A 14,346-nucleotide genomic window follows, 5' to 3' on the forward strand; every position below is an offset into this window, starting at 1 on the left:
CGCACTATCAATATTGCGATTCCTGATGCTCAGTATGGGTCCCCGCCTCCGCGGGGACGACGTAGTGGCTAAATCGCCGTAATCTCTACCCCAGGCTTCCCATCTTCTACCTTGAACGCCGCCAGCTCCCGCTGGACGGTCTTCGGGTCCCGCACCTCGTCCAGCCCCATGAAGCGCGTCCGCGTCTCGCCCGGGGTGATCTCCATGAGCATGTACCCGCGCTTGTCGCTGCGGCCGAACCGGATATGCGGGTTCATCGCCACGTATTGCGACGTGCGCTGCTGCGGGCGCGAATTGGACGTGACCGACGTGCCGACGAATTCCGTCGCCACGACCGGATTCGCGGTCGACACGGGCCGGTTGAAATCGCGCCGCAGCTCCGTCGCATAGAACGTGTGCACGTCGCCGCCCAGCACGAGCGGGTTCGCGGCGCGGGACTCCACGAGCGTGTCGAGCAGGCGCCGGCGTGCGACCGGATAACCGTCCCAGCCATCCGTCCAGAAGCGGCCGCCGTCCGGTGCCGTCACCGGGATCTGCGACGACTGCGCCATCATCGTCTGCTGCGCGAGGACGTTCCAGCGCGCCTTCGACGACGCCAGCCCGGCCTTGAGCCACGCTTCCTGTTCGCTGCCCAGCATCGAGCGGCGCGGATCGAGCAGGGTGGGGCACGCGCGCGGCGTCACGGAATTCGAGCCGCCGATGCCCGGATGCGAGCACGCTTCCCACGCGCGGTACTGGCGGTCGTCGAGCACGTGGAAGCGCGCGAGGCGTCCCCAGTCGTAGCGCTGGAACATGCGCACGCTCGCGAAGCTCTTCGGTGGCGGCAGGCGCAGCGGCATGTGCTCGTAAAAGGCCTGGTAGGCGGCCGCGCGCCGCTGCACGAAGGTCGGCGACAGGCGCTCGTCGCGGTCCGCGGCGTAGTCGTTCGCGACTTCGTGGTCGTCCCACGTGACGATCCACGGTGCGATCAGGTGCGCGGCCTGCAGGTCCGGGTCCGTCTTGTATTGCGCGTAGCGGCGGCGGTAGTCCGCCAGGGTGAACGACTCGTCCTGGCGCACGATCCGTACGCCCGGCGCCGGATGCTGCAGGCGGTACGCACCCCATTCGTAGATGTAGTCGCCGAGGAAGGCGACGAGGTCCGGGTTCGCTTGCGCGAGGTAACGGTGCGCCGCATAGCTGCCGAACTCCCAGTGCTGGCACGACGCGACGGCCAGTTTCAGGCTGTCCGGCATGCTGTCCGGCGCGGGCGCCGTGCGCGTGCGGCCGACGGGGCTGACGGCGTCGCCCAGCATGAAGCGGTACCAGTACCAGCGTGCCGGTTCCAGGCCGCGCACGTCGACGCGCACGCTGTGCGCCAGTTCCGGCGTCGCGACGGCGGTGCCCCGCGCGGCGATCTTGCGGAACGCGCCATCGTGCGCCACTTCCCAGCGCAGGGTGAGCGCGAGCGGCGGCGTTTTCGTCGCATCGAGCGGATCGGGGGCGATGCGCGTCCACAGGATCACGGAATCGGGCAGGGGAGAGCCCGACGCGACGCCGAGGCTGAACGGGTACCCGGCCGCGTTCGACGGCTTTGCGAGCAGCAGCGACGACGATGCCGCAGTGGAAGCACCCACCAGCCGCGCGGCGTTCAGCAGGAACAGACGGCGCGGCCAGGTCATCTGATGGCGGCCGTGTTTACTCGGCGATCAGCGATTCCAGCGGCGGCAACTGGCGCGGCTTGCGGTCCGGGCCCGTGGCGACATAGGTCAGCGTCGCTTCCGTCACCTTGACGACGTCCGTCTGCAGGCGGTTGCGCTCCGCATAGACCTCGACGTAGACGGTGATCGACGTATTGCCGACCTTGACAATGTCGGCATAGAACGACAGCAGGTCGCCCACGAACACGGGATTCTTGAACACGAAGGAATTCACGGCGATGGTGGCAACGCGGCCGTTCGCGCGGCGCACGGCCGGCAGGGAGCCGGCCACATCGACCTGGGCCATGATCCAGCCGCCGAACACGTCCCCGTACACGTTGGCATCGGACGGGGCGGGCATCATCCGCAGCACGGGCATCTTTCCTTCAGGCAGGCGGGTGATGGACGGGGTGGTGTTTACAGGCTGGGTCATCTTCATTTCTCGGTAAAGGCTACAATCCTCTCGATTGAACCATAAAACCTCGAGCCCTGCCATGCGACGCTCCTCTCCGAATTCCCTGCCGCCCCCATCCGATCCGAACACCAAACGGAACGACTGGGCCACCATCGGCACGCTGCTGCCCTACCTGTGGGTCTATAAATGGCGCGTGCTGGCCGCACTGATCTGCCTCGTCGGCGCCAAGATGGCCAACGTGGGCGTGCCGCTCGTGCTGAAAAAGCTCATCGACGCGCTGACGATCAGCCCCTCCGATCCGCACGCGCTGCTCGTGCTGCCGCTCGGCGCGCTGGTCGCGTACGGTGCGCTGCGCTTTTCGACGACGCTGTTCACCGAGCTGCGCGAATTCCTGTTCGCGCGCGTGACGCAGCGCGCCGTGCGCACGATCGCCCTGAAAGTGTTCCGGCACCTGCATGCGCTGTCGCTGCGCTTCCACCTGAACCGCCAGACGGGGGGCATGACGCGCGACATCGAGCGCGGCACGCGCGGCGTCAGCTCGCTCGTGTCGTACTCCCTGTTCTCGATCCTGCCGACGCTCGTCGAGATCACGCTGGTGCTGGGCTACCTCGGCACGCATTACGACGCCTGGTTCGCGGGCATCACGGCCATTGCGCTCGTCACCTACATCACGTTCACCGTCACCGTGACGGAATGGCGCACGCACTTCCGCCGCACGATGAACGACCTGGATTCGAAGGCGAACACGAAGGCGATCGATTCGCTGATCAACTACGAGACGGTGAAATACTTCGGCAACGAGGACTACGAGGCGAAGCGCTACGACGAAGGGCTGCAGAAGTACGAGCAGGCGGCCGTGCGCTCGCAGACGTCGCTGTCGTTCCTGAATACGGGCCAATCCCTGATCATCGCGGCGGCCGTCACGGCGATCCTGTGGCGTGCGACGCAGGGCGTGATCGACAAGACGATGACGCTGGGCGACCTCGTGCTCGTGAACTCCTTCATGATCCAGCTGTACATCCCGCTCAACTTCCTCGGCGTGATCTACCGCGAGATCAAGCAGAGCCTCGCGGACATGGAGCGTCTGTTCGGTCTCCTCGAACAGAACCGCGAAGTGGCGGATTCGCCGGACGCGCGACCCCTTGTGACGCATGGCGCGAAAGTGGAGTTCGCGCACGTGGAATTCAGCTATGAGCCGAAACGCCAGATCCTGTTCGACGTCGACTTCACGATCCCGCCAGGCACGACGACCGCCGTCGTGGGCCACAGCGGCTCGGGCAAGTCGACCTTGTCGCGCCTGCTGTTCCGCTTCTACGACGTGCAGCAGGGCGCGATCCGCATCGACGGGCAAGATGTGAAGAACGTGACCCAGGATTCGTTGCGCCACGCGATCGGCATCGTCCCGCAGGACACGGTGCTGTTCAACGACACCATCGAATACAACATCGCCTACGGCCGTCCGGGCGCGAGCCGCGCGGACATCGTGGCCGCGGCGCGTGCGGCGTCGATCCACGACTTCATCGAAAGCCTGCCGGACGGCTATGCGACAATGGTGGGTGAACGCGGCCTCAAACTGTCGGGCGGCGAGAAGCAGCGGGTGGCCATCGCGCGTACGCTGCTGAAGAATCCCGCGATCCTGATCTTCGACGAGGCGACGTCTGCGCTCGATTCGAAGTCGGAGCAGGCGATCCAGGCGCAGCTGAAGGAAATCGCGAAGCAGAGAACCACGCTCGTCATCGCGCACCGCCTGTCGACCATCGCGGACGCCCACCAGATCCTCGTGCTCGACCACGGCCGCATCGTCGAGCGGGGCACGCACGCGGCCCTGATCGCGGCGGACGGCCTGTACAGGCAGATGTGGGACCGCCAGCAGGCAAGGCAGGACGAGGACCTGGCGTCACCGCCGGTCGAAGTGGTACAAGATTAAGGATTGAACAGGATGGAAAAACAGATCGTCGAGATCGACATGGCCGACGTCGGCCACGGCAACCCGGCCTGGATCGCCGCGCTGGAAGCGGGCAAGGTGCTGTACTTCCCCAACTTCGCACAGCATGGCTTCGCGCCGCAAAAGGAAGAGCTGGCGCTGTTCCGCGAAGACATCCGCGACCCGAAGACCCGCAACATCAGCCTGTCCACGAGCGGCGACCTGAAAGGCGTCGTCGGCGACGATGCGACGAAGGCGCTGATGGCCGGGATGATCGGGCGCTTCCGCGCCGAAGCCGAGAGCCTGCTGGGCAACCTGGTGCCGCGCTACGGCGAACACCTGCGCCGCGGCGCGACGAGCTTCCGACCTTCCGTCGTGCAGAACCGCGTGCAGTCGTGGCGCGCCGACGACCGCCGCATGCACGTGGACGCCTTCCCGTCGCGCCCGAACTACGGCGAGCGCCTGCTGCGCGTATTCACCAACGTGAACCTGGAAGGCGAACCGCGCGTGTGGCGCGTGGGCGAACCGTTCGAGGACGTGGCGCGCCGCTTCCTGCCGAAAGTAAAACCGTATTCGGCATGGCAGGCGAAGGTGCTGAATGCGCTGCACGTGACGAAGTCGCTGCGCAGCGAATACGACCACATCATGCTGCAGCTGCACGACGCGATGAAGTCGGACCTCGACTACCAGAAGAATGCGCCGCAGGTCACGTTCAACTTCCCGCCCGGCTGCGCGTGGGTGTGCTTCTCGGACCAGACCTCGCACGCCGTGATGGCGGGGCAGTACATGATGGAGCACACGCTGCAGTTGTCGCCCATGCACCAGTACGACAAGGATGCGAGTCCGCTGGCGATTCTCACGCGGATGCAGGGGCATGCATTGGTGTGACCGCGTTCAGATGAGCAGCAACTCCTTCCCCCGCACCCTTAAAATATCCGCCACTCGCGCCGCCACCGGCGACAGGTAACCGTTCTTTCGATACGCGAGCCCGAGCCGCCGCTTCATCTGCGCCTCGGGCAGCACCACCTCGCGCACGCGCGCGCGCCCGGACACGAGGTTGAAGCGGGTGACGAACCCCAGCAGCGGCGTCGTCTCCAGCATCGGCAGGATCCAGTTCAGCACGTTCGATTCGATCTGCACGTCCGGCCGCGGCAGGCCGTGCCGCTCGAAGGTCTGGTCGATCCATTGGCGCGACGCCACCGACCGCGCCGGCAGCATCCATTTGTAGTGCACGAGGTCCGCGAGCGTGCGCGGCGCGTCGAACACGGGGTGGTGCGGGCCCGCCATCACGACCACGGTGTCTTCCGCGATCTGCTCGCTGACGATGTCCGGATCGCCGTCCAGCATCGGCCCGACGACGAGGTCGATTTCGCCGTCGCGCAGACTGGCCAGCAGGTTGTCGTTCATCGCGACGGCGAGGGTGACCGTGATCGCGGGCGCCTCGGCCAGCAGCTGCGCGAACACGGCCGGCATCAGGTGCTCGGCCATCGTCGGCACGCAGCCGATGCGGACCTGGCCCTGCAGGCCGCCGGCGTGGTCGCGCATCTCGCGCGCCGTTTCTTCCACCATCAGCGCCATCTGGCGCGTGCGTTTCAGCAGCACGTGGCCGGCGGCCGTCAGGCGCATGCCGCGGCCATCCTTTTCGAACAGCCGGGAGCCCAGCGATTCTTCGAGCCGGTCGATGCATTTCGTCAGCGCCGGCTGGGTGCGGTGCACGCGTTCGGCGGCGCGTGCCAGATTGCCTTCGGTGGCGATGACTTCGAAATACTTCAGGTCGCGGAAGTCCATGACATATTCCTGAAAGTTTAGGATTTTCAAAATTAAGTGAATATACATTATGGATGGCCATTCCTATACTCGTTTCAACTAAAACTTTCCAACGAGGAGACCTCATGAGCCAGTCCACTCCACCCGACGTGATCCGCGACATCCAGCGGGTCGATTCCGCCCTGGTCGCGCGCGCCGCCCGCTATCCCTCGTCCATCCTGGCCGATGTCGCCGGCCGCCGCGGCGCGCTGTCCAGCCGCATCGCGCCGCTGGCGCCAACCATGCGCCTGGCCGGACCGGCGCTGACGATCGAGGTCCGCCCCGGCGACAACCTGATGATCCACGCGGCGATGGCGCTCGCGAAACCCGGGGACGTGCTCGTCATCGACGGCAAGGGTGACGAATCCTGCGCGCTGATGGGCGAGATCATGGTCTCGCAATGCATGGCGATCGGTATCGCCGGCGTCATCGTGTACGGCGCCGTGCGCGACACGGAAGCGATCCGCGACCTGGGCTTCCCGATGTACGCCATCGGCGCGAACCCCAACGGGCCGTCGAAACTGGTGCCGGGCCGGATCAACTGGCCGGTGTCGGTGGGCGGCGTGACCGTCAACCCGGGCGACCTGATCGTGGCCGATGGCGACGGTGTCGTCGCCGTCGAACCGGCCAAGGTGCCGACCGTGCTGCAGCTGGCGGAAAAGAAGCTGGCCGACGAGACGGCGCGCCTGGAAGGCATCCGCAGCGGTGCCCAGCTGCGCCCGACGTGGCTCGACGCGGCGCTGCGCAAGGCCGGCGTGCTGGCCGAAGGAGAGACGCTGTGAGCGCCGTCCTCGCCCCGCAAGTCCGCAGGGACGTCATCATCGTGACCGGCGCCGACCTGGCCGAACAGGCGGTCGAGCTGCTGGCCGGCTTCGACCTCGTCTATGCCGGCAAGACGCCCGACGAAGACCAACTGGTCGCGCTGTGCACCGAGCACCAGCCGGTCGCGATCATCGTGCGCTACGGCCGCATCACGGCGCGCGTGATCGACGCGAGCCCGCGCCTGCGCGTGATCTCCAAGCACGGCAGCGGCACCGACAACATCGACAAGACCGCGGCCGCCGCGCGCGGTATCGCGGTCAAGGCAGCCGTCGGCGCCAATGCGCCGGCCGTGGCCGAGCATGCGTGGGCCCTGATCCTCGCGTGCGCCAAGAACGTCTCAGCGCTGGACCAGCGCATGCACGATGGTCACTGGGACAAGGCGACGCATAAGAGCCTGGAACTGCGCGGGCGTACGCTGGGCCTCGTGGGCCTGGGCGCGATCGGCGCGCGCGTCGCCGCGGTCGGCCGCGCGATGGAGATGACCGTGATCGCGCACGACCCGTTTGCGAAGGCCGCGCCGGAGGGCGTCGCGCTGCTGCCGCTGGCGGACGTCATCGCGCAAGCCGACGTGCTGTCGCTGCACTGCCCGCTCACGCAGGACAACGCCAACATGCTGAACGCGGCGACCCTCGCGACGATGCGCCCCGGCGCCATCGTCGTGAACACGGCGCGCGGCGGGCTGATCGACGAGGCGGCCCTCGCGGACGCGCTGAAGAGCGGCGCCCTGCGCGCGGCAGGCCTGGACAGTTTCCAGGTCGAGCCGTTCGCCGCCGGCCACCCGTTCACGGCGATCCCGAACGCGATCCTGTCGCCGCACATCGGCGGCGTGACGGGCGACGCCTACGTCGGCATGGGCACAGCCGCGGCGCGCAACGTGCTGACGGTTCTTGAACAGCCGGCCTGACACCGGAAAACAACGACAAGCGCGCACCAAGACGCGCATAACGATTACAGTATTGGAGACGACCATGAATGGAACTGATCACAACGCGCGCCTGGAAGCGGACACCATCCGCAGGATCACCTGGCGCCTCATCCCTTTCCTGATGCTGTGTTACCTGCTGGCCTTCATCGACCGCGGGAACATCGGCATGGCCTCGCTGCAGATGAACCACGACCTCGGTCTCACGACCAAGATGTTCGGGTTCGCGGGCAGCCTGTTTTTCATCTCGTACTTCCTGTTCGAAGTGCCGAGTAACCTGGCGCTGCAGAAGTTCGGTGCGCGCAAGTGGATCGCGCGCATCATGATCACGTGGGGCCTCGTCTCGGCCGGCATGGCGCTGGTGCAGGGCGCGACGTCGCTGTACATCATGCGCTTCCTGCTCGGCGCGGCCGAGGCGGGATTCTTCCCCGGCGTCGTGCTGTACCTCACGTACTGGTTCCCGGCCGCGTACCGCGCGCGCATCGTCGCCATCTTCATGGTCGCGGTGCCGATGGCCAGCTTCGTCGGTTCGCCGCTGTCGGCCCTGCTGCTGCAGGCTGACGGGCTGCTCGGCCTGCGCGGCTGGCACTGGCTGTTCATCCTCGAAGGCCTGCCGACCGTCGTGATGGGCGTCGCGTGCCTGTTCTTCCTGACCGACCGTCCGGACCAGGCGACCTGGCTGAGCGTCGAGCAGCGTAACTGGCTGGTGGCGCGCCTGGAGAAGGAACGCGGCGAGAAGAAGGCCGCCGGCCCGCACCCGTCGTTGTGGAAGGTCCTGCGCAGCAAGGAAGTGCTGGGCATGGCCCTCGTATGCGCCACCGCGTCGTCGGCCGGCACCGTGCTGGGCGTGTGGCAACCGCAGCTGATCAAATCGTTCGGCCTGACCGTGATGGAGACGGGCCTCGTCAACGCCATTCCCTACGTGATCGCCGCCGTGCTGATGGTCTGGTGGGGCCGCCACTCGGACCGCAAGGGCGAGCGCCGCTGGCATACCGCGATCCCGCTGGCGCTGATCGCGGGCGGCATGCTGTGCACGCTGTTCGTGACGTCGCTCGCGCCGACCGTCGTGCTGCTGACCTGCGTGCTGATCGGCGCCTACTCGTTCAAGGGACCGTTCTGGGCACTGAGCTCGTCGTGGCTCGCCTCGGGTTCCGCGGCGGCCGGCCTGGCGGCCATCAACGCGGCATCGAACCTCATCGGCGGCGGCCTCATGGTCAATGCCTACGGCTGGATCAAGGAAGCGACGGGCAGCCATGCGCTGGGCCTGCTGCCGATCGCGGTCCTGGCCGTGGCCAGCATCATCACCCTGCTCGCACTCAGCAACGACGCCCGCCAGGCCGCGCGCAACGCGCAAGCCAAGGTCGCGGCCTGAGCATCGCATCACTGCGTTTTCACCGGCGGCCAGCCGTGGACCTCCCACGTCCCGGCCGCCGATCACACCTACTATAAAACGAGACAATGAAGACACAAGCCACCCTGATGCTGGCAGCGGCCGCGCTGTTGCCGGCCGCCGCCTGCGCGCAATCCTCCGCCGTGACGATCTACGGCTCCATCGATGGCGGCGTGCGTTATCAAACCAATGTCGACGCGGCGGGCAGCGGCCTGCTGTCGACGGCATCCGGCAACTACTATCCGAACCGGCTGGGCTTCCGCGGCAAGGAGGATCTCGGCAACGGGCTGAACGCGCACTTCCAGCTCGAGAGCGGCTTCAATACCAAGACCGGTGCGCTGGACAACACGAACAACGTGCTGTTCAACCGTACCGCGGCGGTCGGCCTGGGCGGCGCCTGGGGCTCGATCGATCTGGGCCGGCAGTACACGGTCGCCTTCCGGACCGAGAAATTCCTCGATCCGTTCAATCACAACTACACCTCGATCGTCCCGCTGTCGTCGGGCGCGGGCACGAGCCTGCCGGCGGCGGCGAAGACCGCCGGTCTCACGGCGTCGTCGAACTCGGGCACGCGCTTCAACAACGATATCCAGTACACGGGCACCTTCGGCGGCCTGACGCTGCGCGCCGAGTACGCGCCGGGCGAAGTCGCGGGCGACACGGGCAAGGGTACCGCCCGCGGCGCGGCCTTCAGCTACACGGGCAGCAGGCTGCTGGCGGCGGGCGCCTACATTCGCAAGAAAACCCCGACCGGCTTCACCAATAACGTGTTCGTGGCCGGCGGCGGCTTCAAACTGGGCAGCATGACGGTGAAAGGCGGCATGTCGCGCGAGCGCCAGGACACGGCCGCCGCGGGAACGTACCAGAACGAGACGCGCTTCGGCGGCGTCAGTTACCAGGTCAACCGCCCGGTGGAGGTCACCGCGGCCGTGTATCGCTCGGATTACGACAGCGCGGCCGGTGCCGGGCGGCGCCAGCTGTTCCTGCTGGGCGCGACGTACGCCTTCTCGAAGCGCACGAATTTGTATGCGGAGTTCGACGTGAACCGCTACGACGGCGCATTGATTCCGGCATCGCAGCAGACATCCCAGCGCGGGATGTCGCTGGGCGTCATGCACCTGTTCTGACGGGCGGCGTCAGTAGGTATAGAACATCCGCTGAATCTCCTTGGTGCTGTTCGTCTTCGTGAGCGCCAGCATCAGCAGGATGCGTGCCTTCTGCGGATTCAGGGTGTCGGCCACGACGAAGTCCAGCTGGTCGTCATTGGCTTCGCCGTTGCGCGCCACGATGCCCTGGCCCACGCGGCTCGCGCGCACGATGATCACGCCTTTTTCGCGCGCGGCCGACAGGGCAGGGCGCACCTTGTTCGGCAGGCTGCCGTCACCGACACCCGCGTGGATCAGGCCCTTGGCGCCGGCGGCGACCAGGGCGTTGACGGCGGTCGGGCCCACGTTCGCGTAGGTGTACGCGATGTCGACCTGCGGCAGCGCCGACAGGTTGCTCACGTCGAATTCCGTGTCGACGGTGTGCTTGCGGGTCGACGCGCGGTAGAAGTGCGCCTTGTTGCCCACGACGTAGCCCAGCAGGCCCAGTTCCGTCGCCTTGAACGTGTCGGTGGTCGTCGTGTTGGTCTTGCTGACGTCGCGCGCGGCGTTGATCTGGTCGTTCAGCACGACGAGCACGCCCTTGCCGACGGCGTCCGCGCTGCCGGCCGTCAGCACGGCGTTGTACAGGTTGATCGGGCCGTCGGCCGAGATCGCGGTCGACGGACGCATCGCGCCCACCACCACCACCGGCTTCTTGCTCTTCACGACGAGGTCGAGGAAGTACGCGGTTTCCTCGATCGTGTCGGTACCGTGCGTGATGACGATGCCGTCCACGTCCGGCTTGGCCAGCAGCGTGTTGACGCGCTTGGCCAAGGTGAGCCAGTGCTCGTTGCTCATGTTTTCGCTGGCGATCTGGAAGACCTGTTCGCCCGTCACGTTGGCGACCTGCTTCAGTTCCGGCACGGCCTTGATCAGGTCATCGACGCCGACCTTGGCGGCCGTGTAGCCGACGGTCGTCGTGCTGGTGGCGCCCGTGCCGGCGATGGTGCCGCCGGTGGCGAGGATCATGATGTTGGGCAGGCGGGCCGCCGTTTGGGCCTGCGCGGCCGCGGCCAGCATCGTCATGAGGCACAGTGCGAACCACGTGCGTACAACTTTTAAGAACATAAGATCTCCTTTTTTAACAATTTTTGGAAGGTAAAAAAAAGGCTCCTTGGGAGGAGCCTGGGTTCTGGGTGCCGGTCAGCGCAACGGCGCTGTGGCGATGTCCTTGTCCGCGAGCGCGGGATCGGTCAGGTCCCCCTCCCATTTCGCGACGACCGCGGTGGCGATGCCGTTGCCGATCACGTTCGTGGCCGAGCGGCCCATGTCGAGGAAGTGGTCGATGCCGAGCAGCAGCAGCAGGCCGGCTTCGGGAATATGAAACTGGTTCAGCGTGGCGGCGATGACGACGAGCGACGCGCGCGGCACGCCGGCCATGCCCTTCGACGTCAGCATCAGCACGAGCATCATCGTCAGCTGCGTGGACAGCGCCAGTTCGATGCCGTAGGCCTGGGCGATGAAGACGGTGGCGAACGTGCAGTACATCATCGAGCCGTCCAGGTTGAACGAGTAACCGATCGGCAGCACGAACGCGGCCAGGCGGTTCTTGACGCCGAAGCGCTCCAGGCCTTCCAGCGTCTTCGGATACGCCGCTTCCGACGAGGCGCAGGTGAACGCGAGGATGGTCGGCTCGCGCAGCAGGCCGAGGAGTTTGAAGAGACGCGGGCCGACGAACAGCACGCCGATCCCGATCAGGATCGCCCACAACAGCGCGATGCCGAGGTAGAACTCGCCCATGAACTTGCCGTAGGTCGCGAGCACGCCCACGCCGCTCGTGGCGACGACGCCGGCGACGGCCGCGAACACGGCGAACGGCGCGAAGTTCATCACATAGCCCGTCACTTTCAGCATGACGTGCGCGGCGCCGTCGATGGCGGCGATCATCGGCGCGGCGCGGTCGCCGATGGCGGCGGCGCCGGTGCCGAAGAAGATCGAGAAAATCACGATCTGCAGGATCTCGTTCTTGGCCATGCCGTCGAAGATCGACGTCGGCACGAGGTGGGTGATGAAGTCCTTCAGCGTGAGGCCGGACGCGGTGATGCCCGACGAGGCACCGGCTGCCGGCAGGGTGCCGGACAAGGCCATCGCGTCGCCCGGACGGAACAGGTTCACGAGGATCAGGCCCAGCGTGAGCGAGAGAATCGATGCGATGATGAACCAGCCCAGCGCCTTGACGCCGATGCGCCCGACTTCCGCGGCGTCGCCCATCTTGGCGATGCCCACCACCAGCGTGGAGAACACGAGCGGTGCGATGATCATCTTGATCAGGCGGAGGAACAGGGTCGTGATCAGCGACATCGTGTCGGCGAAGCTCTTGGGATCGGCGAGACTGGTGTGCGCGATGTAGCCGGTGGCGATGCCGAGGACCAGGCCCACGAGGATCCAGGTGGTGAGGCGGTTTCTTTTGTTCATACGTTTCCTCTAGGTGGCGGATGGCGGAGCAGGGGAGATCGTCCGTCCTGTTCCGCTGCCGTGGCACAATCTCGTGCAAGATCAGGGAGTTGCCGGGTGCCTGGTGCTGCGATATTGACAAGTCCCGGCAGTATCCTAGGCGTTGATGGTACTGTCAAGCAAACCCAAATCGGACGAAAACAAATGATAGAAATCGACAACGTCAGCAAGTGGTACGGCCCCGTGCAGGTCCTGCGCGACTGCAGTACGCACGTCGCGCGCGGCGACGTGGTGGTCGTGTGCGGGCCGTCCGGTTCCGGCAAGTCGACGCTCATCAAGACCGTCAACGGCCTCGAGCCTTTCCAGCAGGGGACGATCAGGGTGGACGGCACGTCCGTCGGCGACCCGGCCACGCGCCTGCCGGCACTGCGCGCGCGCATCGGCATGGTGTTCCAGAATTTCGAGCTGTTCCCGCACCTGTCCGTGCGCGACAACCTGACGCTCGCGCAGGTCAAGGTGCTGAAGCGGTCGCGCGACGAGGCGACGGCGAACGGTTTGAAATACCTGGAGCGCGTGGGCCTGCTGGCGCACCAGGACAAGTTCCCCGCCCAGCTCTCGGGCGGCCAGCAGCAGCGCGTGGCGATCGCGCGGGCGCTGGCGATGGACCCGGTCGCGATGCTGTTCGACGAGCCCACGTCCGCGCTCGATCCTGAGATGGTGGGAGAAGTGCTCGACGTGATGACGGGCCTGGCGCAGGAGGGCATGACGATGATGGTCGTGACCCACGAGATGGGGTTTGCACGCCGCGTGGCCGACCGCGTCGTGTTCATGGACGAGGGACGGATCGTCGAGGACAGTGCGGGCGAGGCATTCTTCGAGGCGCCGCAGTCGGCGCGGGCGCGGGAGTTTTTGGCGCGAATCATCCATTAACTTGGAGACCGTCGCCCCCGGACTAGCCGTCCGCCTTGGCGGGGGCCCAATTTTGCGTGCATGGCAGCGCGAACAAGCTTGGGTCCCTGCCTTCGCAGGGACGACGGTTCAAAGGTTACGCAGTAACAGACCGACCCCACTCGCAATCAGCACCACCCACACCGCCTGCTTGATCCTCTCCGCCGGCAGCCACTGGTGCAGCCGGTTGCCGACATACAGCCCGCCGAGCGCGAACGGCAGCAGCACGACGGCCAGCAGCGGCAGCGACGGCTGGCTGTACAGGCCGGCGCCCGTGAACAGCACGAGGCGGGAGATGGCGCTGAAGAACAGCACGCCGCTGAGGGTGGCGCGCAAGGCCAGCTTGTCGTCCAGGCGGCTCGTGAGGAAGATCGTGTAGAACGGCCCGCCCGTGCCGAACAGCGCCGTGAAGATGCCGCCGACGACGCCAAACGGCCCCGCCCACGCGGGCGCGAACGGCGGCGGCTTGCGGCGCGCGAGCAGGCTCCAGGCCGAATAGCTCAGGATGAACAGCCCGAGCACGACCAGCAGCGTGCGTTCCGGCGCGCGCACGAGCGCGAGCACCCCGACGGCCATCCCGGCCGCCATGAACGGGATCAGCCGCAGCGCTTCGCGCTTGTCGATGTAGCGGCGGTTCTTCAGGCCCAGCAGCACGTTCGAGACAAAGTCGAAGATGAGCATCAGCGGCACCGCCATGCGCAGCGGCATGAACAGCACGAGCAGCGGCATCGCCGTCACGGATGAGCCGAACCCGGTCAGGCCCAACACCGTGTAACCGAACACGATGATGAGCGCCAGCTGGGCGAGCGTGAGCAGATCGAACGTCATGCCACGATTTTAGCCCTAACGGGTATTTTCGTTCTGTATTGCAATGTATCGTGCGCACCCACAATGCTGCCCGGCG

At 66.3% G+C, this 14,346-nt stretch carries 13 protein-coding genes; 7 read left to right on the forward strand and 6 right to left on the reverse strand.

The genetic code is table 11. The annotated features are described in order from the left end of the window. Positions 1-68: 68 nt before the first annotated feature. Both P0M04_RS10755 and P0M04_RS10760 read right to left on the reverse strand, forming a co-directional pair. Complete coding sequence (locus P0M04_RS10755) at positions 69-1,658, reverse strand: alkaline phosphatase D family protein (protein ID WP_259450479.1); 1,590 nt, start codon at positions 1,656-1,658, stop codon at positions 69-71. 16 nt (positions 1,659-1,674) lie between these two features. Beyond that, positions 1,675-2,109 carry an acyl-CoA thioesterase gene (locus P0M04_RS10760; RefSeq protein ID WP_259450480.1) on the reverse strand — a complete coding sequence of 145 codons (435 nt, stop codon included), beginning with the start codon at positions 2,107-2,109 and terminating at the stop codon, positions 1,675-1,677. 61 nt (positions 2,110-2,170) lie between these two features. On the opposite strand from P0M04_RS10760, the gene P0M04_RS10765 reads away from it, so the two are divergent. Continuing rightward, positions 2,171-4,018 (forward strand): ABCB family ABC transporter ATP-binding protein/permease, encoded by a 1,848-nt coding sequence (locus P0M04_RS10765; protein WP_259450481.1) that lies wholly within the window; start codon positions 2,171-2,173, stop codon positions 4,016-4,018. A 12-nt stretch (positions 4,019-4,030) separates the two neighbouring features. Beyond that, positions 4,031-4,903 (forward strand): Kdo hydroxylase KdoO, encoded by an 873-nt coding sequence (gene kdoO, locus P0M04_RS10770; protein WP_259450482.1) that lies wholly within the window; start codon positions 4,031-4,033, stop codon positions 4,901-4,903. Positions 4,904-4,909: 6 nt separating this feature from the next. On the opposite strand, the gene P0M04_RS10775 is transcribed toward kdoO, so the two are convergent. Beyond that, the gene (locus P0M04_RS10775; protein WP_259450483.1) at positions 4,910-5,803 is read right to left on the reverse strand and encodes a LysR family transcriptional regulator; all 894 of its coding nucleotides are present in this window, start codon (positions 5,801-5,803) and stop codon (positions 4,910-4,912) included. A gap of 104 nt (positions 5,804-5,907) precedes the next feature. Between P0M04_RS10775 and P0M04_RS10780 the strand changes: the two genes are divergently transcribed. The 4 genes from P0M04_RS10780 to P0M04_RS10795 all read left to right on the forward strand — a co-directional run bounded on the left by P0M04_RS10780 (position 5,908) and on the right by P0M04_RS10795 (position 10,082). Continuing rightward, entirely contained in the window at positions 5,908-6,603 is a 696-nt protein-coding gene (locus P0M04_RS10780; RefSeq protein ID WP_259450484.1) for an RraA family protein, read from the forward strand. Then, positions 6,600-7,547: a hydroxyacid dehydrogenase gene (locus tag P0M04_RS10785; protein ID WP_259450485.1), complete on the forward strand. Its 948-nt coding sequence runs from the start codon at positions 6,600-6,602 to the stop codon at positions 7,545-7,547. The genes P0M04_RS10780 and P0M04_RS10785 overlap by 4 nt, the downstream gene beginning before the upstream one ends. A 64-nt stretch (positions 7,548-7,611) precedes the next feature. After that, entirely contained in the window at positions 7,612-8,937 is a 1,326-nt protein-coding gene (locus P0M04_RS10790) for an MFS transporter (protein WP_259450486.1), read from the forward strand. An 86-nt stretch (positions 8,938-9,023) separates the two neighbouring features. Next, entirely contained in the window at positions 9,024-10,082 is a 1,059-nt protein-coding gene (locus P0M04_RS10795) for a porin (RefSeq protein WP_259450487.1), read from the forward strand. Between the two features lie 9 nt (positions 10,083-10,091). On the opposite strand, the gene P0M04_RS10800 is transcribed toward P0M04_RS10795, so the two are convergent. Continuing rightward, positions 10,092-11,168: a type II asparaginase gene (locus P0M04_RS10800; RefSeq protein WP_259450488.1), complete on the reverse strand. Its 1,077-nt coding sequence runs from the start codon at positions 11,166-11,168 to the stop codon at positions 10,092-10,094. 75 nt (positions 11,169-11,243) lie between these two features. Beyond that, on the reverse strand, positions 11,244-12,515 hold the full coding sequence (locus P0M04_RS10805) for a dicarboxylate/amino acid:cation symporter (protein ID WP_259450489.1): 1,272 nt from the start codon (positions 12,513-12,515) through the stop codon (positions 11,244-11,246). Positions 12,516-12,698: 183 nt separating this feature from the next. Here P0M04_RS10805 and P0M04_RS10810 point away from each other — a divergent pair, with 183 nt between their 5' ends. Continuing rightward, positions 12,699-13,424, forward strand: coding sequence for an amino acid ABC transporter ATP-binding protein (locus P0M04_RS10810; protein ID WP_259450490.1), 726 nt, complete (start codon positions 12,699-12,701; stop codon positions 13,422-13,424). A gap of 108 nt (positions 13,425-13,532) precedes the next feature. Here P0M04_RS10810 and P0M04_RS10815 read toward each other — a convergent pair whose 3' ends face one another. Continuing rightward, positions 13,533-14,270: a sulfite exporter TauE/SafE family protein gene (locus tag P0M04_RS10815; RefSeq protein ID WP_259450491.1), complete on the reverse strand. Its 738-nt coding sequence runs from the start codon at positions 14,268-14,270 to the stop codon at positions 13,533-13,535. Positions 14,271-14,346: the final 76 nt, after the last annotated feature.

It is taken from the genome of Telluria mixta (genome assembly GCF_029223865.1).
GTDB classification, from domain to species: domain Bacteria; phylum Pseudomonadota; class Gammaproteobacteria; order Burkholderiales; family Burkholderiaceae_D; genus Telluria; species Telluria mixta.